Annotated in this window: 18 protein-coding genes; 3 read left to right on the top strand and 15 right to left on the bottom strand. The window is 67.5% G+C overall.

Going from position 1 to position 18,530, the window contains the following annotated elements:
• Window positions 1–50: 50 nt before the first annotated feature.
• From bamB to ndk, 8 genes are all read right to left on the bottom strand, one after another.
• A complete protein-coding gene (gene bamB / locus LIN44_RS07820; RefSeq protein WP_227314209.1) occupies window positions 51–1,226 on the bottom strand; it encodes an outer membrane protein assembly factor BamB in 1,176 nt (391 codons plus the stop codon).
• 78 nt (window positions 1,227–1,304) lie between these two features.
• Window positions 1,305–1,937, bottom strand: coding sequence for a tetratricopeptide repeat protein (locus LIN44_RS07815; RefSeq protein WP_227314208.1), 633 nt, complete (start codon window positions 1,935–1,937; stop codon window positions 1,305–1,307).
• 57 nt (window positions 1,938–1,994) lie between these two features.
• Window positions 1,995–3,365 carry a histidine--tRNA ligase gene (gene hisS, locus LIN44_RS07810; RefSeq protein WP_227314207.1) on the bottom strand — a complete coding sequence of 457 codons (1,371 nt, stop codon included), beginning with the start codon at window positions 3,363–3,365 and terminating at the stop codon, window positions 1,995–1,997.
• A 38-nt stretch (window positions 3,366–3,403) separates the two neighbouring features.
• A complete protein-coding gene (gene ispG, locus LIN44_RS07805; RefSeq protein ID WP_227314206.1) occupies window positions 3,404–4,696 on the bottom strand; it encodes a flavodoxin-dependent (E)-4-hydroxy-3-methylbut-2-enyl-diphosphate synthase in 1,293 nt (430 codons plus the stop codon).
• Window positions 4,697–4,764: 68 nt separating this feature from the next.
• Window positions 4,765–5,742 (bottom strand): RodZ domain-containing protein, encoded by a 978-nt coding sequence (locus LIN44_RS07800; protein ID WP_227314205.1) that lies wholly within the window; start codon window positions 5,740–5,742, stop codon window positions 4,765–4,767.
• A complete protein-coding gene (gene pilW, locus LIN44_RS07795) occupies window positions 5,735–6,514 on the bottom strand; it encodes a type IV pilus biogenesis/stability protein PilW (RefSeq protein WP_227314204.1) in 780 nt (259 codons plus the stop codon). The genes LIN44_RS07800 and pilW overlap by 8 nt, the downstream gene beginning before the upstream one ends.
• A complete protein-coding gene (gene rlmN / locus LIN44_RS07790; protein ID WP_227314203.1) occupies window positions 6,511–7,665 on the bottom strand; it encodes a 23S rRNA (adenine(2503)-C(2))-methyltransferase RlmN in 1,155 nt (384 codons plus the stop codon). The genes pilW and rlmN overlap by 4 nt, the downstream gene beginning before the upstream one ends.
• 34 nt (window positions 7,666–7,699) lie before the next feature.
• Window positions 7,700–8,125 (bottom strand): nucleoside-diphosphate kinase, encoded by a 426-nt coding sequence (gene ndk / locus LIN44_RS07785; protein WP_012353167.1) that lies wholly within the window; start codon window positions 8,123–8,125, stop codon window positions 7,700–7,702.
• A 373-nt stretch (window positions 8,126–8,498) separates the two neighbouring features.
• Between ndk and LIN44_RS07780 the strand changes: the two genes are divergently transcribed.
• Window positions 8,499–9,203, top strand: a complete 705-nt coding sequence (locus LIN44_RS07780; protein WP_012353168.1) for a Bax inhibitor-1/YccA family protein — start codon at window positions 8,499–8,501, stop codon at window positions 9,201–9,203.
• A 65-nt stretch (window positions 9,204–9,268) separates the two neighbouring features.
• Here LIN44_RS07780 and rlmD read toward each other — a convergent pair whose 3' ends face one another.
• Complete coding sequence (gene rlmD / locus LIN44_RS07775; RefSeq protein WP_370641629.1) at window positions 9,269–10,597, bottom strand: 23S rRNA (uracil(1939)-C(5))-methyltransferase RlmD; 1,329 nt, start codon at window positions 10,595–10,597, stop codon at window positions 9,269–9,271.
• Between the two features lie 233 nt (window positions 10,598–10,830).
• On the opposite strand from rlmD, the gene LIN44_RS07770 reads away from it, so the two are divergent.
• Complete coding sequence (locus tag LIN44_RS07770; RefSeq protein WP_227314201.1) at window positions 10,831–11,685, top strand: endonuclease/exonuclease/phosphatase family protein; 855 nt, start codon at window positions 10,831–10,833, stop codon at window positions 11,683–11,685.
• Between the two features lie 22 nt (window positions 11,686–11,707).
• On the opposite strand, the gene LIN44_RS07765 is transcribed toward LIN44_RS07770, so the two are convergent.
• From LIN44_RS07765 to surE, 5 genes are read right to left on the bottom strand one after another with little or no spacing between them, the layout of a single operon-like run.
• Window positions 11,708–12,547 (bottom strand): 3'-5' exonuclease, encoded by an 840-nt coding sequence (locus LIN44_RS07765; protein ID WP_227314200.1) that lies wholly within the window; start codon window positions 12,545–12,547, stop codon window positions 11,708–11,710.
• On the bottom strand, window positions 12,544–13,731 hold the full coding sequence (gene rpoS / locus LIN44_RS07760) for an RNA polymerase sigma factor RpoS (RefSeq protein ID WP_227314199.1): 1,188 nt from the start codon (window positions 13,729–13,731) through the stop codon (window positions 12,544–12,546). The genes LIN44_RS07765 and rpoS overlap by 4 nt, the downstream gene beginning before the upstream one ends.
• 6 nt (window positions 13,732–13,737) lie before the next feature.
• A complete protein-coding gene (locus LIN44_RS07755; protein WP_227314198.1) occupies window positions 13,738–14,622 on the bottom strand; it encodes a peptidoglycan DD-metalloendopeptidase family protein in 885 nt (294 codons plus the stop codon).
• Window positions 14,623–14,630: 8 nt separating this feature from the next.
• Entirely contained in the window at window positions 14,631–15,551 is a 921-nt protein-coding gene (locus LIN44_RS07750; protein ID WP_227314197.1) for a protein-L-isoaspartate(D-aspartate) O-methyltransferase, read from the bottom strand.
• A 52-nt stretch (window positions 15,552–15,603) separates the two neighbouring features.
• Window positions 15,604–16,356: a 5'/3'-nucleotidase SurE gene (gene surE / locus LIN44_RS07745; protein ID WP_227314196.1), complete on the bottom strand. Its 753-nt coding sequence runs from the start codon at window positions 16,354–16,356 to the stop codon at window positions 15,604–15,606.
• Between the two features lie 220 nt (window positions 16,357–16,576).
• Between surE and LIN44_RS07740 the strand changes: the two genes are divergently transcribed.
• A complete protein-coding gene (locus LIN44_RS07740; protein ID WP_227314360.1) occupies window positions 16,577–17,551 on the top strand; it encodes an NADPH:quinone oxidoreductase family protein in 975 nt (324 codons plus the stop codon).
• 175 nt (window positions 17,552–17,726) lie between these two features.
• Here LIN44_RS07740 and LIN44_RS07735 read toward each other — a convergent pair whose 3' ends face one another.
• Entirely contained in the window at window positions 17,727–18,518 is a 792-nt protein-coding gene (locus tag LIN44_RS07735) for an ABC transporter permease (protein WP_092309296.1), read from the bottom strand.
• Between the last annotated feature and the right edge of the window lie 12 nt (window positions 18,519–18,530).

Here is an 18,530-nt window from a genome sequence, read left to right as displayed (position 1 = left end):
TTCGGCGCCGGCCGTACCGACAGGTGTACGGCAGCGCGCATTGGGTCCTGTCAGCCAGGCTGGAAACCGTAGACGTCGCCGTCGCGCGTCTGGATCACCAGGGTCTGCCCCGCCACCACGGGCGCGGCGGTGATGGCGCTGCCATCGGTCTTCATGCGTGCCACCACCTGGCCGTCTTCGCGCGACAGGAAGTGGACATAGCCTTCGAAGTCGCCCATCACCACCGAGCGGCCCAGCGCCAGCGGCGCGCCCAGGCGGCGGTTGCGCAGGTCGGCGTTCTTCCAGCGCTCGCTGCCGTTCTGGCGGTCGAAGGCATGCACCACCGATTGCTCGTCGCTGGCGTAAAGCGCATTGTCATCCTGCGCCAGGCCCGCCGGCGACGAGAAATCCTTGCCCCACTGCGGCTGGCCGCTGGCCAGTTCCAGGCACGCGACCCGGCCCTGGAAGGTGGTGGCGCAGACCTGGCGCCCGCTGACCATGGGCAGGCCGGTGACGTCGTTCAGGCGCTCGATCTCCGACACGCCCTTCGGGTAGGAAATCGCGCTTTCCCAGCGCAGCACGCCGTTGCCCGGCGTCAGCACGCCGAGCTTGCCGCCGGGGAAGCCCATCACGATGCCGTCGCCGGCGAACACCATGCCCATCGCCGCGCGCAGGTTCAGCGGCGTCTGCGAACGCTGGTAGATCCAGCGGCGCTCGCCGGTCTCGGCATCCAGGCCGAACACGCGGGTATCGGTGGTGCGCACCACTACCAGGCCGTTGCCGACCAGCGGTGCCGACAGGACCTCGCCGTTGACCTGTTTCTTCCAGATCTGCTTGCCGCTGGCGTCGAAGGCATAGACCGCGCCCTTCTCGCCCGCGACCGCGGTGACCGAGCCGTCGCTGCCCGGCCCGGAGGTCAGGTCCACGTCGGTCTTGGCCTTCCACAGCACGCGGCCGCTGGCGCCTTCGAGCGCCATCACATTGCCGTTGTTGGACGACACATAGACATTGTTGCCCGCCGCTGCCGGCTGCATCGAATAGGGGCCGCTCTTGCCGACATCGGCCTTCCAGGCCTGGCGCACCGCCAGCGTCGCCGATACCGGCTTGAGTTGCGCGGGCGGGTGCTTGTTTTCCTTGCTGAACAGCGCGCAGCCGCCCAGCGTGGCCAGGCAGGCAGCCGCCACCAGCGCACGCGAAACGGTGCGGGCGGGCTGGCGATGTACGGCACGGGAAAGCACTGACGTCATAACTTTACGGTCCTGTTGTTCGATCCGCGGGATCAACGGTATGGCAAGGGTATGGCAACGGTTCAAGCGGCAGCAGGATCAGGCCGTGCCCAGCGCATCGAGCTTGAACTGGATGATCTGGCGCATCGCCGGCTCGGCCTGGCCCAGCTTGTCCAGCGCCTTGCGATAGGCGGTGCGGGCATCGTCGCGCTTGTCCTGCGCGGCGAGCAGGTCGCCGCGGCGGTCGGCGTAGAGCGCGACGAACGCGGCCGGCGGCTCGTCCTTGAGCAGCGCCAGGCCCTGGTCATAGGCCTTCTCGTCGAGCAGCACGCCGGCCAGGCGCACGCGCGCCAGGTGCGAATAGGCTTCGTCGCCGTGGTCGATGGCCCATTGCAGCTGGCTCTTGGCGGCGCTCAGGTCGCCCGCATCGTACAGCACGCGGCCGGCCACCAGTGCGCTCATCTGGCCGTAGGCGGTACGGCCGAACTTGCCTTCCAGGTCAGTCGCGGCGCGCTTGACGCGCTCGACATCGCGCGCCTCGGCGGCCTTGAGCACCTGCTCGTACAGCACCGCGGCTTCGCCGGCCTGCTTGCGCTCCCAGTACTTCCAGCCGTTCCAGCCGGCAAAGGCCAGCAGCGCGATGATCAGCGCCCAGGTCAGCGCATTGCCATACTGGCGCCACCAGGCCTTCAGATTCTCAAGCTGTTCCTGTTCTTCTAGATCGTAAGCCATGTCGAGGCAATCACCTGCGTTGGTTGGATACTCGTGGTCCCGGGTTGTGGCGCGCGCTTATTCGCTGGCACCGACCATGGCGTCGATCAGGTAATCGACCAGGCCTTCGGCCGGCACGGTGGCCTGTTGCCCACCGCCTTCGGCCTGCTCGCGCTGGCGAAGTTCCTTGACCTGGACCACGCCGGCGGCGACTTCGTCGTCGCCAATGATAACGGCATAGGCCGCGCCGCTTGCGTCGGCGCGCTTCATCTGCGACTTGAAGCTGCCGCCCTTGCCGTCCGGGCTGGCGTGCAGCACCACGTCGAGGCCGGCGTCGCGCAGGCGCTCGGCGGCCACCATCGCCTGCTGCGCGGCGGCCTCGCCCTGGTGCACCAGATAGACGTCGCAACCGACCGCCTCGGGCACCACGCCCTCTTCGCGGATCAGCTCGATGATGCGCTCGATGCCCATGGCCCAGCCGCAGGCCGGGGCCGGCTTGCCGCCCATCTGCGCGATCAGCGGGTCATAGCGGCCGCCGCCGGCGATGGTGCCCTGCGCGCCCAGCTTGTCGGTGATCCACTCGAACACCGTCAGGTTGTAGTAATCGAGGCCGCGCACCAGGCGCGGATTGATCTTGAACGGGATGTTGTTGGCCTTCAGCAGCCGCTGCACGCCCTCGAAGTGCGCCAGCGAGGCCTCGCCGAGGAAGTCGATCAGCTTGGGCGCGTTGGCCGCCATTTCCTGCAGCGCCGGGTTCTTGGTGTCGAGCACGCGCAGCGGGTTGGTGTACAGGCGGCGCTTGCTGTCGTCATCAAGGATGTCCTGGAAGCCTTCCAGGTACTTGATCAGCTGCTCGCGGTGCGCCGCGCGCTCGTCGGCCTGCCCGAGCGAATTGAGCTCGAGGCGCACGCCGGTCAGCCCCAGGTCGTCCCACAGGCGCTGGCACATCAGGATGATTTCGGCATCCACATCCGGGCCGGCGAAGCCCAGCGCCTCGGCGCCGAGCTGGTGGAACTGGCGATAGCGGCCGCGCTGCGGACGCTCGTGGCGGAACATCGGGCCGGTGTACCACAGGCGCTTGGGGCCGTCGTACAACAGGTTGTGCTCGATGGTGGCGCGCACGGCCGCGGCGGTGCCCTCGGGGCGCAGCGTCAGCTGCTCGCCGTTGAGCGAATCGGTGAAGGAGTACATCTCCTTCTCGACGATGTCGGTGACCTCGCCGATGCCGCGCACGAACAGCTGGGTGTGCTCGACGATGGGCGTGCGGATCTGCTGGTAGCCGTAGGCGCGCAGCATCGCGCGCGCGGCGTTCTCGAAATGCTCCCACAGCGGCGCGTCGGCCGGCAGCATGTCGTTCATGCCCTTCACGCCCTGCAGGGCCTTGGCGGGGCGCGCCTTCGGTTCAGTCTTGGCAGCGCCTTCGGCGGCCATGTTCTCGGTTTGCGTCATTGTGCTCTAGTCAGGCTGCTGGCCCCGGCCGGTCCGGCTCAGGCTGCCACGTCTTTGCCGGCCCGCGCAGCGCCCGGGCCGTAATGCGTGCGAACGTATTCATCTACGATCGCCTGGAATTCTTCTGCAATGCGTTCGCCGCGCAGCGTCTTCACCTTGACGCCATCGACGAACACGGGCGCGGCCGGCGATTCGCCCGAGCCCGGCAGCGAAATGCCGATATTGGCGTGCTTGCTTTCGCCCGGGCCGTTGACGATGCAGCCCATCACGGCCACGTCCATTTCCTCGACGCCCGGATAGGCGGTCTTCCATTGCGGCATCTGCTCGCGCAGGTAGGCCTGGATGCTGGCCGCCAGTTCCTGGAACACCGTGCTGGTGGTGCGTCCGCAGCCCGGGCAGGCAATCACCATCGGGGTGAAATTGCGCAGGCCCATGGTCTGCAGGATTTCCTGGCCGACGTACACCTCTTTCTCGCGCGGCGCACCGGGTTCGGGCGTCAGCGAGATGCGGATGGTGTCGCCGATGCCTTCCTGCAGCAGCACCGACAGCGCCGCGGTGGAAGCCACGATGCCCTTGCTGCCCATGCCGGCCTCGGTCAGGCCGAGGTGCAGCGCGTAGTCGCAGCGGCGCGCCAGCTCGCGGTACACCGCGACCAGCTCCTGCACCTGCGACACCTTGCACGACAGGATGATCTGGCTGCCCGGCAGGCCGATCTCCTCGGCCTTTCTGGCCGAATCGATGGCCGAGGTGATCAGCGCCTCGATCATCACGCTCTGCGCCGGCCACGGCTCGGCGCGCCCGGCGTTCTCGTCCATGATGCGCGCCAGCAGATCCTGGTCCAGGCTGCCCCAGTTCACGCCGATGCGCACCGGCTTGTTGTAGCGGCACGCCATCTCGATCATCTGCGCGAACTGCGTATCGCGCTTGGCGCCCTGGCCGACGTTGCCCGGGTTGATGCGGTACTTGGACAGCGCCTCGGCGCAGGCCGGATAGTCCTGCAGCAGCTTGTGGCCGTTGTAGTGGAAATCCCCCACCAGCGGCACGTCGACGCCCATGCGGTCGAGCTGCTCGCGGATCGACGGCACCGCGGCGGCGGCCTCGGGCGTGTTCACCGTGATGCGGACGATCTCGGAACCCGCGCGCGCCAGCTCCTTGACCTGGATCGCGGTACCGATGGCATCGACCGTGTCGGTATTGGTCATCGACTGCACCCGCACCGGCGCATCGCCGCCGATGGTGACCACGTTGTCGCCCCACGCGACCCGCGCCTGACGGGTCTGGCGGCGCGGCAGCGGGCCCGGCAGGACCGGAAGACAGAGCTGTTGGTTCATAGCGTTACCACCTTGCAAAGACGCACCTTGCCGCACCTCGCCGCACCTCGCCGCATCACGCGCCCGCGTCACGGCAGCGTCAGGCGCGCCACGTTGTTGCGGTTGGCTGCCTTCAGGTCAACCGGCGTGCCGTTACGCGTGAGCGACTCGACACCCTTGACGTTGCCGATCACCACCTTGTACGGGGCTGTGCCGCCGCCGGCCATGGTCTGGCCGGCCTTGGCGGTGCCGCCCATGACGACCTTGCCGCTATGGTCGCGGATTTCAAACCAGGTATCGGCGACAAAGCGGATCTGCAACTCGCCCTCCGCAGACGCCGCGGCGGCTGCCGTGGGGGCCGCCGGTGCCGATGCGGCCGCGGCGGTTGCCGGGGCTGCCGCCGGCGCCGAAGCTGCCGCGGCGCTGGCCGGAATGGTTTCTGCGGACGGTGCCGGCGAGTCGCTGGCTGCCATGACCGGCGGCAGCGTCGCGGTAACCATGCCGGCTTCCGTGCCTGCATTGTCCGCCGCCGGTGCCTCGGCCGTCACCGTTTCGGCGGCGCTGCTGCGCGCGTCGAGCCACGCACGGATATGGTCGAGCCCGAACCAGATGCCTGCGGCCACCACCACCGCGACCAGCGCCAGCCAGATCCAGCGGCCGCCATTGCCGCCGGAGCGGAAGCGGTTGCGGTCGTCGAAGGCCGCATTGATGCCGCCCTCGCGCTGGCGGGCGATTTCCGCCACCTGCGCCACCGCGCGCGGCTGGAAGCGCGCCAGCAGCGGGTCGATATCGACATGGAGCATGCGGGCATAGGCGCGCATCACGCCCTTGGCGAAGGTCACGTCGGGCAGCGCCTGCAGCTCGGCCGCCTCGATCGCGCGCAGCTTGCTGGCCGCCACCTTCAGCCGGGCGCTGACGTCCTCGACCGACATCCGCTGCGCCTCGCGCGCGCGCGCCAGTGCCGCGCCGATTTCGCGCGCCGCGGCTTCACGTTCCCCCTCATGCGCGCCTCCGCCGACTGCCTGCGTCGGTACGGCCTGGCCTGCGGCGCGGTCGTGCTCACTCATCCCATGCTCCTTGTTCGTAGGCGGCCACCTCGCGCGAGTCGGGGAAGCGGCTGCGCAGTTGCGCCCCCAGCGCATCCTGCGTGCGGCCGTCGCCCTGACGGTGGGCAATGCGCGCTCCCAGCCAGAGGGATTGCGCAGTGACAAATTGGCTGTTGTTGACGCGCTGGACGTACTGCCGCGCCTGGACGTAATCACCGCGCCGGTAGAACACCAGCGCCAGGTTGGTGTTGGCCACCGGGTTGTTGCGGTCGTAGCCGAGCGCGGCCTTCAGGTTTTTCTCCGCCTCGGCGCTGTGGCCCTGGCGCAGTTCGCACGCGCCCAGGCTGATCAGCGGCTTGACCGGGCCGCCCGCCGACGGCGCCGACACGGCGCGCTGCAGCATGGGCACGGCTTCGCCGTAGCGCCCTTGCTGGCACAGGAACCAGCCGTAGTTATTGAGCAGGTCGCCGTCGTTGGCGCGCATCGAGGCGGCGGTGCGGAAGCTGTCCTCGGCCAGGGTCCGCTCATTCATGCTCATGTAGATCAGCGCCCGCACATGGTAGGCGTCGGCCAGCGACGGATCGATGGCGATGGCCTGCTTGATCTCGTCAAGCGCGACCGCGTTCTGGCCGGCCTCCAGATAATTGGTGGCCAGTTGCAGCCGGATGCCGGCCCGGCGCCGTGCCTCGGTCTGGTCGGAAGCGGTCTGGAGATCCTGCGCCGGCGCATGCGGCAGCTGGCACCCGGACAACATCAGCAGCCCCAGCAGGGCCGCAGCGATCAGACGGATCATGCAGGGCGCGCCTCCCGCGGCTGCCCGCTGGCAGTGACCGGCACCAGCGGCGTGATCTTGCCGAACTTGCCCCGTTCGGCCAGGCGCGTGCGGTCCTTCACTTCCCCGGCCAGCTGGCCGCAGGCGGCGTCGATGTCGTCGCCACGGGTCTTGCGGATGGTGGTGACGATGCCGGCGTCCATCAGCACCTGCGCGAAGCGGCGGATCTGCTCGTTGTTGGAACGCTTCAGGCCCGATTCGGGGAAGGGATTGAACGGGATCAGGTTGAACTTGCACGGCACGTCGGCGACAAGCTTCAGCAGTTCCCGCGCATGCTCGACGCTGTCGTTGACGCCGTCCAGCATGCAGTATTCGAAAGTAATGAAATCGCGCGGCGCGAATTCCAGGTAGCGGCGGCATGCCGCCATCAGCTCGGCCAGCGGGTATTTCTTGTTCAGCGGCACCAGCACGTCGCGCAGCGCGTCGTTGGACGCATGCAGCGACACGGCCAGCGCGACCGGGAGATCCTTCGACAGCCGGTCCATCATCGGCACCACGCCCGAGGTGGACAGCGTCACGCGGCGGCGCGACAGGCCATAGGCGTTGTCGTCGAGCATCAGCCGCATGGCCGGCACGACGGCGTCGTAGTTCAGCAGCGGCTCGCCCATGCCCATCATCACCACGTTGGAGATGACGCGGTCATCCTTGGGGCCGCGGCCCAGTTGCTCGCGCATGGCGAACTCCGCCATCCACAGCTGGCCGATGATTTCACCGGTGCTGAGGTTGCGCGAAAAGCCTTGCTTGCCGGTCGAACAGAACCGGCAGTTGACGGCGCATCCCGCCTGCGAGGAAACGCACAGCGTGCCACGCGTTTCCTCGGGGATGTACACCGTCTCCACCGCGTTGCCCTCGCCCACGTCGAGCAGCCACTTGCGCGTGCCGTCGGCCGACAGGTTGTCGGTGATGACGGCGGGCGCGCGGATCTCGGCGCGGGTCGCGAGCTTTTCGCGCAGCGACTTGGCGAGATCCGACATGGCGTCGAAGCGGCTGGCACCGTAGTGGTGGATCCAGCGTTGCAGCTGCCGCGCACGGAACGGCTTCTCGCCGAGCTCGCCGCAATAGGCGGTGAGCGCGTCCGCGTCGAGGTCGAGCAGGTTGACGAGATCGTTCATGACGGCAAACTCAGTGGTGTCGGTCAGCAGCCGATCAGCGGCTGTAGACGTTCATGCCCGGGAAGAAGAATGCCACTTCCACGGCAGCCGTTTCCGCGGCGTCCGAGCCGTGCACGGCGTTGGCGTCGATGCTGTCGGCGAAGTCGGCGCGGATGGTGCCCTTCTCGGCCTTCTTCGGGTCGGTGGCGCCCATCAGGTCGCGGTTCTTGGCGATGGCGTTCTCGCCTTCCAGCGCCTGGATCATGACCGGGCCCGAAACCATGAAGTCGACCAGGTCCTTGAAGAACGGACGCTCCTTGTGGACAGCGTAGAACTGCTCGGCTTCGCCGCGCGACAGGTGCACCATCTTGGCAGCAACGATCTTCAGGCCGGCGGCCTCGAAACGGGCGTAGATCTGGCCGATGACGTTCTTGGCCACGGCATCCGGCTTGATAATCGACAGGGTGCGTTCGATCGCCATGAAAAACTCCGAAAAATGAAGGGGTTACAAATGGATTAAACGTGCAATTCTAGCACGAAGACTATGACGGTTTCGAGGGTCTTGCAGACCTGCCGGCCTGCCCGCGCACCCCTCGTGCACCGCCCGCCATCAAGTTGCAAAAACGGCACATTACAACCTTGTCATCCCCGGAACGCAGCGCCCCCGCTAACATCCAATGTGAGCGGCGTCGAACGGACGCGAGCCAGCGCCAGGTGACTGTTGGATTACCGCGCCCTTGCAATCCGGCCTGCCCGATGCCACATTGACGATGGTTCCGTCCGGCGTCCATACGAAACTTCGCATCTGAAGTCTCGCAACGCCGGCGCCTCACCGTTTTGAGACAGGAGTCACCATGGATAACAAGCTGAACACCTACGGTTTCGGCAACAGTGCGTCGACCGTCACTGACGTCGTCGTTCGCAACCGGGTCTTGCGCAACACTTACTGGCTGCTGGCCCTCTCGATGATCCCCACCGTGCTCGGTGCGTGGATCGGCGTGGCCACCGGCTTCAGCTTCATGGCGGGCAGCCCCGGCCTGTCGCTGATCCTGTTCCTGGCGATCGCGTTCGGGTTCTTCTTTGCCATCGAGAAGACCAAGAACAGCAGCATGGGCGTGGTGCTGCTGCTGGCCTTCACCTTCTTCATGGGCCTGATGCTGTCGCGGCTGATCAGCGTCACCTTGTCGTTCTCGAACGGCCCGGCACTGATCATGTACGCCTTTGGCGGCACCGCGGCGGTGTTCGGCGCCATGGCCTCGATCGCCACCGTCAGCAAGCGCGATTTCTCCGGTCTGGGCAAGTTCCTGTTCGTCGGCGTGATCCTGCTGATCCTGGCCAGCGTGGCCAATATCTGGCTGCAGCTGCCGGCGCTGATGATCACGGTGTCGGTGATCGCGATCGGTATCTTTTCGGCGTACATCCTGTTCGACGTGCAGCGCGTGGTGAACGGCGGCGAGACCAACTACATCACCGCCACGCTGGCGATCTACCTGGACGTGTACAACGTCTTCGCCAACCTGCTGGCGCTGCTCGGGATCTTCGGCGGCAACCGCGAATGACGGCAAACGCCGCGGCATGAAAAAGCCGGCCACTGGCCGGCTTTTCTTTTGCGCGCCCGCGGCGCTCAGTCGCGGTCGAACACCGCGATCGACTCCACGTGCGAGGTGTGCGGGAACATGTTGACCACGCCGGCGCCGCTCAGGCGGTAGCCCGCCTCGTGCACCAGCAGGCCGGCATCGCGCGCCAGCGTGGCGGGGCTGCACGAGACATAGACGATGCGCCGCGGCAGCACGTCGCTGCCCTGCTGCGCCAGCTCGCCCAGCGCCTTGCACACCGCCAGGGCGCCTTCGCGCGGCGGATCCACCAGCCAGCGGTCGAAGCGGCCGAGCGCGGCGATGTCTTCGGCGGTGACCTCGAACAGGTTGCGGCACGCGAACCCGGTCTTGGCGGCCAGCCCGTTGTATTCGGCGTTGGCCAGCGCGCGCGCGGTCAGCGCCTCGCTGCCTTCGATGCCCATCACCGACTTGCCCTGCGTGGCCAGCGGCAGCGTGAAGTTGCCGATGCCGCAGAACAGGTCGAGCAGCCGGTCCTGCGGCTGCGCGTCCAGCAGGCGCAGCGCGCGGCCGATCAGCACGCGGTTGATCTGGTGGTTGACCTGGGTGAAATCGGTCGGCTTGAACGGCATGCGGATGCCGAACTCGGGCAGCGTGTAGGCCAGTTCGGCATCGGCCGGGTAGAACGGATAGACCGTATCCGGGCCCTTCGGCTGCAGCCAGAACTGGACCTTGTGCGCATCGGCAAAGGCGCGCAGCAGGTCCTTGTCGGCATCGGTCAGCGGCTCGAGGATGCGCAGCACCAGCGCCGTCACCTCCTGGCCGACCGCCAGCTCGATCTGCGGCATGCGGTCGCGGATCGACAGGCCCATCACCAGCTCGCGCAGCGGCACCAGCATCGCCGACACGTGCGGCGGCAGGATCTCGCAGCGCGTCATGTCGGCCACGTAGCTGCTCTTGCGCTCATGGAAGCCGACCAGCACCCCGCCCTTCTTGGCCACATGGCGCACCGTCAGGCGCGCGCGGTAGCGATAGCCCCAGTCCGGCCCGGCGATCGGGCGGAACACCACGTCGGGCTTCACCTTGGACAAGTGCCACAGGTTGTCTTCCAGCACGCGCTGCTTGATGGCCAGCTGCGCGCGAGAATCGAGATGCTGCATCGAGCACCCGCCGCAGACACCAAAGTGCTGGCAGCCCGGTGCCACGCGCATCACCGAGGCCTGCTTCACTTCGCCCAGATGCGCCTGCTCGTAGCTGGGCTTGCGGCGATAGCTGCGGTAGCTGACGGTCTCGCCGGGGAGCGCGCCCTCGACGAAGATCACCTTGCCCGGCGTGCCGTCCTCGTTGACCAGCCGGCCGACGCCGCGCGCTTCCATGTCGAGGCTGTCGATCGTCACCACGGGGTCGTCCGCGGGCGTACCGCCCTGGGCGGCACCACGGCCACGGGAGTTCTTTGCGACGGGGGCAGCACCTTCGACGGCCGCAGCAGCCGGCACAGCCGGCGTTTCTTGTGGGGAGGACACGGCTTGGGACACCAGATAAAACCTGACGTATTGTTTTACGAAAGCGCGATTGTATGCCAGACCGGGCCGGCTCCGTTGGCGTACGTCCGGACCAACGACGGAGAGCGGGCATGGAACTGATTTCGTGGAACATCCAGTGGGGCCGCGGCGCCGACGGGCGCGTCGACCTGGCGCGGCAGGTGGAGGTACTGCGCGCCATGGCCGATGCGGACGTGCTGTGCCTGCAGGAAGTGACGCGCGGCTTTGGCGAACTGCGCGGCGAGCCCGGCGCCGACCAGGTATCGGAGCTGACCGCGCTGCTGCCGGGCTATCACCTGCTCTTTGCGCCGGCGGTCGACCGGCGTGGGCGCATGGGCGCGCTCAAGCAGTTCGGCAACCTGATCGCGACCCGGCTGCCGGTGCGCGAGGTGTTCCGCCATGCGCTGCCCTGGCCCGCGGATCCTGCGGTGGCGTCGATGCCGAGGGTGGCGCTGGAAGCCACCGTGGAGGCCGGCAGCGCGCGGCTGCGCGTGATCTGCACGCACCTGGAATATTATTCGGCGACCCAGCGCACGGCGCAGGCCGAAGCCCTGCGCCAATGGCATGCCGAGGCGTGCGGCCACGCGCGCCGGCCCGGCCGCAGCGAGCAGTGGCCGGGCCCGTTCACGCCGGAGCCCCGGCCCGCCGAAGCCATCCTGTGCGGCGACTTCAACAGCAAACCCGACGACGTCGCCTATCGGCGCATGCTGGAGCCGTTCGACGACGGCACGCCGGCCTGGCGCGACGCCTGGCTGCATGCGCATCCCGGCCAGCCGCATGCCCCGACCTGCGCGCTGCACGACAAGGAACAATGGCCCGAGCCGCCCTTTGCCTGTGACTTCATGCTGGTGACCGAGCCGCTCGCCGCCCGCATCCGGCGCTGCGAGGTCAACGGCGATACCGATGCCTCGGACCACCAGCCGATCCTGCTGTCGCTGGACCTCTAAGCCGGGATGGCGTCTGCCGTGGTCAGTCTTCGAGGTCCTCGGCTTCGGGCGTCAGCCGCTGCAGCCGGAAGGCCTGCAGGTATTCCATCCACTGCTCGCCCGGCAGCTCCGCCAGCGATTCCTGGACGAATTCCATCTCGAGGTCGAACTCGCGCGGCGACAGCCCGCCGCGCATCAGCTGGAAGCGGCAGTACATCAGGTAGGTGTTGACGACGTCGGTCTCGCAATAGGCGCGGATCTGGTCGAGCTGCCCGGCCTGGTATGCCTGCCACACCTTGCTGCCATCCATCCCCATCTTGCCGGGAAAGCCGCACAGCTTGGCCAGGTCATCGAGCGGCGCGCTGGCGCGCGGCTGGTACATCGCCAGCAGGTCCATCAGGTCCAGGTGCCGCATGTGGTAGCGGCTGATGTAGTTGTTCCACTTGAAGTCGCGGCTGTCTTCGTCGCGGCCCTCGCCCATCTCCCAGTAGCGCGGCGCGGTGATGCCGTTGACCAGGCCGCGGTAGTGCAGCACCGGCAGGTCGAAGCCGCCGCCATTCCACGACACCAGTTGCGGGCTGTAGCGCGCGATCAGTTCATAGAACTTCTGGATCAGCGTGGCTTCGCCGTCTTGCGGCGTGCCGAGCGAGCCGACATGGAACACGGCCGAGCCGTCGCGGTGCGTGCGCCGCAGTACGCAGGAAATCGCGGCGACACGCTGCAGGTAGTGCGGGAGGAAATCGCTGCCGGTCTTTTCCCGGCGGGCGGAGAACGCATGCTCGGCGACTTCGGCGTCGCTCATCGCATCGGGGTGGTCATGCAAACGGCGCAGGCCGGCGACATCGGGAATGGTCTCGATGTCGAATACCAGCACAGGGGTCATAGAACGGCGTCCTTCCTGACACCTTGCGAAGCGAAATGCCGCTTGAGCTTGACCAGCGCCTCCTGCTGGATCTGGCGCACGCGCTCGCGCGTCAGGCCCATCTCCTCGGCAAGCTCTTCCAGCGTGGCGGGCTCGATGTGGTTAAGGCCGAAGCGGCGCTCGACCACATAGCGATGCTTTTCCGACAGGCGCGCCAGCCAGAGCTTCATCAGCCCTTCCAGCTCGCGGTGCGCCACCTCCTGGTCGGGGGCGGCGTTGTGCTCGTCGGAGAGGAAATCCAGGAGGCTCGAGCCGGGATCGAGATCGAACGGCGTATCGAGCGAGGTGGTATGTTCGTTGAGTGCCAGCACGTCCTGCACTTCGTCCGGCGTCTTGCCCAGCAGGTGGGCGATGTCTTCCAGGCTGGCGTCGCGCCCGTCGGTGCCGCCTTTTTCCAGATGGCGCTTGGCGCGCAGCACCTGGTTGAGTTCGCGGATCACGTGCACCGGCAGGCGGACGGTGCGTGCCTGGTTCATGATGGCGCGCTCGATGCTCTGGCGGATCCACCACGTTGCGTAGGTCGAGAAGCGGAAGCCGCGCGACGGATCGAACTTCTCGATCGCGTGCATCAGGCCGAGGTTGCCTTCCTCGATCAGGTCCAGCAGCGGCACGCCGCGATTGAGATAACCCTTGGCGATGCTGACCACCAGCCGCAGGTTGCGCTCGATCATGACCTGGCGCGCGGCAAAATCGCCGTCCTTGGCCAGCGTGGAGAAATGCAGTTCTTCCGGCGCCGACAGCAGCGGCTTGATGCTGATGCGGTTCAGGTAATGCTGGACGGTGTCGGCGGCCAGCTCGGTATGCAGCACCGTGCGGAAATCGTCATGCTCGGCGGTGGCGCTTTCGGTGCCGTTTTCAGCGCTGTCCTCTTCCTCGTCTTCCGACTCGTCCTCGTCGTCGTCGCGCAGATGGCGCTCGTTGCGCTCATTGTCGTCGCCGAGCAGATCGGCCTCGCGCAGGCCCACCGCAGCGGACGTGGCGATGGGCTCATCGGTCACGGGAAGCATCTCGGCGGCGAGATCGGGCTCGAAGCCCTCGGCCTCGGCGCGTTCGTCGGGATGCGCCACACCAGCCTTCACTTCCGGCTGCTTGGGACGGCGAGCCCTGCTGACGGTTCCGGAGGAGACAGTTTTCTGGCGTGGCATGAACCCTCACTGTGGCGGCAGGTACCGCATCGGATCAACCGGTTTTCCGTTCTTGCGAACTTCGAAGTGAAGCTTCACCCGGTCGGTATCACTGTTGCCCATCTCTGCAATCTTCTGGCCTTTTCGGACCGTGGATTGCTCAGCGACGAGCACCTTGTCGTTGTGCCCGTAAGCGGTAAGAAATGTCTCGTTGTGTTTGATGATGACAAGATTCCCGTAGCCGCGCAAGGGGCCTACGTGAATCACCCGACCGTCATCCGCGGCCAGCACCGAATCGCCCTTCTTGCCCGCAATATCGATGCCTTTATTGCCCTTGTCGTCGAATTTACCGACCATCTGGCCGGTCGCCGGCCAGCCCAGCTTCATCGAGCCGTCGGCCATCGGCGCCGATGCCGGCGCGGTCGCGGCGGGCGCTGCCGCGGGCGCCGAAGCCGCGGCCGCAGGCGTGGTTGCAGGCGCCGCCGGCGGCGGCACCGGCGTGCCGTTCGGACGGGCCTGGTCGATCGGCTGCGCCTGCACCGTGCCCGGCGCCACCGGCATGGTCGCCACGCCCGGCGCAGTGTTGACGTCGGCACCCGGCGGCACGATGCGCAGCAGCTGGCCGACCTCGATCTGGTTCACATTGGTCAGGTTGTTCCACGCCGCCACATCGCGATACGACTGGCCGTTCTCCAGCGCGATACGGTAAAGGGTATCGCCTCGCTTGACCCGATAGTACCCGGGCGGCGCCGGCTCCAGCGTCGCCGCCGTGGTACCGGAAGTGGAGGTACGGTCGACGACCGGGGCCGGCATCGGCGAATTGGCGCAGGCGGCCAGCAGGGCCGCGAGCGATGTCGCCGCAAAAAGTTGTCCGGCGCGTGCGAAATTTTGCGATTTCACGATGTTGTGCATAGTTCGACTCAGATGGTGCCCGATTTTAAGGGCACAAAGAAAACGGCTTCAAGCGCGGTTCGGTGAAAGCGATGGCGGTTGCGCCGCTCGATCAGCAGCAGTTGCTGCGTCACGGTCTGGCCGGGCACGCCTGCCGGCGGCATCACCGCCACCGGGGCGATCAGGCGCCCGCCGATGGCCAGCTGCTCCAGCAGCGCCTCGGGCACCTCCATGCCGGCCGCGGCGAGGATGATGGCCGAGAACGGCGCGGCCTGCGGCAGGCCCAGCATGCCGTCGCCGTAGTGCAGGCGCAGGTTGGGCACGCGCAACGGGCGCAGGTTCGCCTTGGCCTGCTCGTGCAGCGGCCGGATGCGCTCGATCGAGAAGACTTCGCGCGCCACCTGGGCCAGCACCGCGGCCTGGTAGCCGCAGCCGGTGCCGATCTCCAGCACGCGCTCCAGCGGCGCCTCGGCGCCGAGGCCCTCGCGCAGCAATTCGATCATGCGCGCCACCACCGACGGCTTGGAGATGGTCTGCTGGTGGCCGATCGGCAGCGCCGCGTCTTCATACGCCTGCGATGCCAGCCCGGGCTCGACGAACAAATGGCGCGGCACCGTGGCGATCGCCGCCAGCACGCGCTCGTCGCGGATGCCCGCGGCGCGCAGCCGCGCCGCCATGGCCGCGCGCGCGCGCGCCGAAGCCATGCCGCCACCGCCGGCGGTGGCCGCCGAGGCGCGCTGCTCGACCGCGCTGGCAGGCACCGGCGCGGGCGCCGGCGCCGCGGTACGCGGCAGCCGGGGCTTGGCCGGCGTGGCGGGCGGGGACGCGGGCGCGGCCGGGCGCGGCGCGCCCACGGCCGGGATGCCGGCGGTGCGCGCGGGCGCGGGCTTGCGCTCGACCACCGCATCGAGCGGCAGCGGGAATTTGTTGCGAGGGGGCGTGGAACTCATCGGGGGCGCGGCGCGGCAACTCGGTGGCTCGGGCGGCTCGGGACCGGCGGCCCTACTTCAGCCACTGTTCGAGCGCGTCGAGCTGCCCGCGGTGGGTCAGGTCCAGCTGCAACGGCGTCAGCGAGACATAGCCCTGCGCGGTCGCGTGGAAGTCGGTGCCCTCGCTGGCGTCGCGCGCGTCGCCGGCCGGGCCGATCCAGTAATTGGTGTCGCCGCGCGGGTTGACCTGCGTGATCACCGGCTGCGACGGATGGCGCTTGCCCAGGCGCGTGGCGCGATAGCCCTGGATATGTTCGAACGGCAGGTTCGGGATATTGACGTTGAGCAGGAACGGCTCGGCCGGCGGCGTGCCGATGATGCGCTCCACCACGGTGCGCGCCACGCGCGCGGCGGCATCGAGGTGTTCCCAGCCCTTGTCGACCTGTGAGAAGGCCACCGACGGAATCCCCAGCAGGTAGCCTTCGATCGCGGCGGCGACGGTGCCGGAGTAGAGCACGTCCTCGCCCATGTTCTGGCCCTGGTTGATGCCGGACACCACCAGGTCGGGCTTTTCATCGAGCAGCCCGGTCAGCGCGATATGCACGCAGTCAGTGGGCGTGCCGTTGACGAAGCGAAAACCTTTTTGCACGCCTTCGCGCGCTTCGTAGATCGACAGCGGACGCTGCAGGGTCAGGGAATTGGAAGCGCCGCTATGGTTCTGCTCCGGCGCGATGACCGTGATCCGGCCCAGCGGCGCGAGCGCAGCATGCAAAACGGCCAGTCCCGGCGCGAGATAACCGTCGTCGTTGGCGAGAAGGATATGCATGCCGCGATTGTACCTGAGCGCAGGCGCGCAAGCGGCCTGCGCGGCGCCCGATGCTTGCGGTCGGCGCGGGCGCCGCGGGCGCGATATGCAGGCGGCAAATGACCGCCTCCACGGCTTCCGCATGAAACAGAACGACCGTGCTATTCCTGCGCTACACTTGCCCGGCCGGCCCGCGTAAGCTTGACTGGCGCGGCATGCCAACACCACCACCGGAGACATGATGAAAGCCGTACTGTGCAAAGCCTGGGGCCCGCCCGATTCGCTGACCCTCGAAACCCTGCCCGACCTGGTGCCCGGCAAGGGCGAAGTGGTCATCGACGTCAAGGCGGCCGCGGTCAACTTCCCGGATGTGCTGATCATCCAGAACAAATACCAGGCCAAGCCCGAACTGCCGTTCACCCCGGGTTCGGAACTGGCCGGCGTGGTCAACGCGGTGGGCGAAGGCGTCACCCACGTCAAGCCCGGCGACAAGGTCATCGCCTACCTCGGCAATGGCGCCTTCGCCAGCCAGGCCAAGGCGCCGGCGGCGTCGGTGGTGCCGATGCCGCCCGGCATCGACTTCGAGACCGCGGCGGCCTTCACGCTGACCTACGGCACCTCGCACCACGCGGTGATCGACCGCGGCGAACTGAAGGCAGGCCAGACCATGCTGGTGCTGGGCGCGGCCGGCGGCGTGGGCCTGGCGGCAATCGAAATCGGCAAGGCCATCGGCGCGCGCGTGATCGCGGCGGCGTCGACCGACGAGAAGCTGGCCGTGTGCAAGGAGCACGGTGCCGACGCCTTCATCAACTACAGCACCGAAGACCTGCGCGAGCGCATCAAGGCGCTGACCGATGGCAAGGGCCCGGACGTGATCTACGACCCGGTCGGCGGCGTCTATGCCGAGCCGGCGTTCCGCTCGATCGGCTGGCGCGGCCGCTACCTGGTGGTGGGCTTCGCCAACGGCGAGATCCCCAGGCTGCCGCTGAACCTGGCGCTGCTCAAGGGCGCGTCGCTGGTGGGCGTGTTCTGGGGCGATTTCGTGCGGCGCGAGCCGAAGGCCAACCAGGCCAACATGGCGCAGATGCTGGGCTGGATGAAGGAAGGCAAGATCCGCCCGCATATCTCGGCGCGCTATCCGCTGGAGCAGGCCGCGCAGGCGCTGAAGGACATGGAAGCGCGCAAGGTCACCGGCAAGATCGTGATCGTGCCGTGATCGTGCCGTGACGGTGCCGTGATGGTGCCGTGATTGCCTCTCCCGCTTGCGGGAGGGTTGGGGTGAGGGCGAGAGCTTCTACGAAGTGAAAGCTGTCGCTATTGGGCACGCCGCCCTCACCCCCGCCCCTCTCCCGCAAGCGGGAGAGGGGAGCAAACCGCCGCCGAAGCGAAGCTTAGAGCTTCTCCGTCTCCCCGCTCTTCGGCTGCCACTTCATCAGCCGCTTCTCGCCGATGCCGACCATCCAGTCCAGCACCAGCGCAAACGCGGTCAGCACCACGATGCCGGCAAACACGGTATTGATGTCGAAGGTGCCCTCGGCCTGCAGGATCAGGTAGCCCACGCCGCGCGCCGAGCCCAGGTACTCGCCCACCACCGCGCCGACGAAGGCCAGGCCCACCGAGGTATGCAGCGACGAGAACACCCAGCTGGTCGCGCTCGGCAGGTAGACATGGCGCAGCAGCTGCTTCTGGCTGGCGCCCAGCATGCGCGCATTGGCCAGCACCACCGGGCTCACTTCCTTGACGCCCTGGTAGACGTTGAAAAAGACGATGAAGAACACCAGCGTCACCGCCAGTGCCACCTTCGACCAGATGCCCAGGCCGAACCAGACCGCGAAGATCGGCGCCAGGATCACGCGCGGCATCGAGTTCATGGCCTTGACGTAGGGATCGAGGATGGCCGAGGTGAGCGGGCTCAGCGCCAGCCACAGGCCGACGCCCAGCCCCGCCACCGTGCCGATGCCGAAGGCCAGCACGGTTTCGATCAGGGTCACGCCCAGGTGCAGGTAGATATCGCGCTCGACGATAAACCAGTTCCAGATGCGTTGCGCCACCATCAGCGGCTCGCCAAAGAAAAAGGCGACCTGCTGCGAGCGCGTGGCCACGTGCCACACGCCGAGGATCACCACCAGGACCAGCAGCTGCCACACGCGCAGCATGCCCTTGGAATCAGTACGGAATGCCATCGGGATTCAGTT

The sequence above is a fragment of the Cupriavidus sp. MP-37 genome, from assembly GCF_020618415.1.
Taxonomy (GTDB): Bacteria; Pseudomonadota; Gammaproteobacteria; order Burkholderiales; family Burkholderiaceae; genus Cupriavidus.
This window is presented reverse-complemented; position numbering and strand designations above follow the sequence as displayed.

Coding starts and splice junctions, on each gene's coding strand:
- LIN44_RS07750 (WP_227314197.1), bottom strand. CDS start 15,551: ATGAGTTCCACGCCCCCTCGCAACAAATTCCCGCTGCCGCTCGATGCG.
- LIN44_RS07755 (WP_227314198.1), bottom strand. CDS start 14,622: ATGCACAACATCGTGAAATCGCAAAATTTCGCACGCGCCGGACAACTT.
- LIN44_RS07815 (WP_227314208.1), bottom strand. CDS start 1,937: ATGGCTTACGATCTAGAAGAACAGGAACAGCTTGAGAATCTGAAGGCC.
- ndk (WP_012353167.1), bottom strand. CDS start 8,125: ATGGCGATCGAACGCACCCTGTCGATTATCAAGCCGGATGCCGTGGCC.
- pilW (WP_227314204.1), bottom strand. CDS start 6,514: ATGATCCGTCTGATCGCTGCGGCCCTGCTGGGGCTGCTGATGTTGTCC.
- LIN44_RS07735 (WP_092309296.1), bottom strand. CDS start 18,518: ATGGCATTCCGTACTGATTCCAAGGGCATGCTGCGCGTGTGGCAGCTG.
- surE (WP_227314196.1), bottom strand. CDS start 16,356: ATGCATATCCTTCTCGCCAACGACGACGGTTATCTCGCGCCGGGACTG.
- rpoS (WP_227314199.1), bottom strand. CDS start 13,731: ATGCCACGCCAGAAAACTGTCTCCTCCGGAACCGTCAGCAGGGCTCGC.
- hisS (WP_227314207.1), bottom strand. CDS start 3,365: ATGACGCAAACCGAGAACATGGCCGCCGAAGGCGCTGCCAAGACTGAA.
- bamB (WP_227314209.1), bottom strand. CDS start 1,226: ATGACGTCAGTGCTTTCCCGTGCCGTACATCGCCAGCCCGCCCGCACC.
- LIN44_RS07765 (WP_227314200.1), bottom strand. CDS start 12,547: ATGACCCCTGTGCTGGTATTCGACATCGAGACCATTCCCGATGTCGCC.
- LIN44_RS07740 (WP_227314360.1), top strand. CDS start 16,577: ATGAAAGCCGTACTGTGCAAAGCCTGGGGCCCGCCCGATTCGCTGACC.
- LIN44_RS07800 (WP_227314205.1), bottom strand. CDS start 5,742: ATGAGTGAGCACGACCGCGCCGCAGGCCAGGCCGTACCGACGCAGGCA.
- LIN44_RS07780 (WP_012353168.1), top strand. CDS start 8,499: ATGGATAACAAGCTGAACACCTACGGTTTCGGCAACAGTGCGTCGACC.
- rlmN (WP_227314203.1), bottom strand. CDS start 7,665: ATGAACGATCTCGTCAACCTGCTCGACCTCGACGCGGACGCGCTCACC.
- ispG (WP_227314206.1), bottom strand. CDS start 4,696: ATGAACCAACAGCTCTGTCTTCCGGTCCTGCCGGGCCCGCTGCCGCGC.
- LIN44_RS07770 (WP_227314201.1), top strand. CDS start 10,831: ATGGAACTGATTTCGTGGAACATCCAGTGGGGCCGCGGCGCCGACGGG.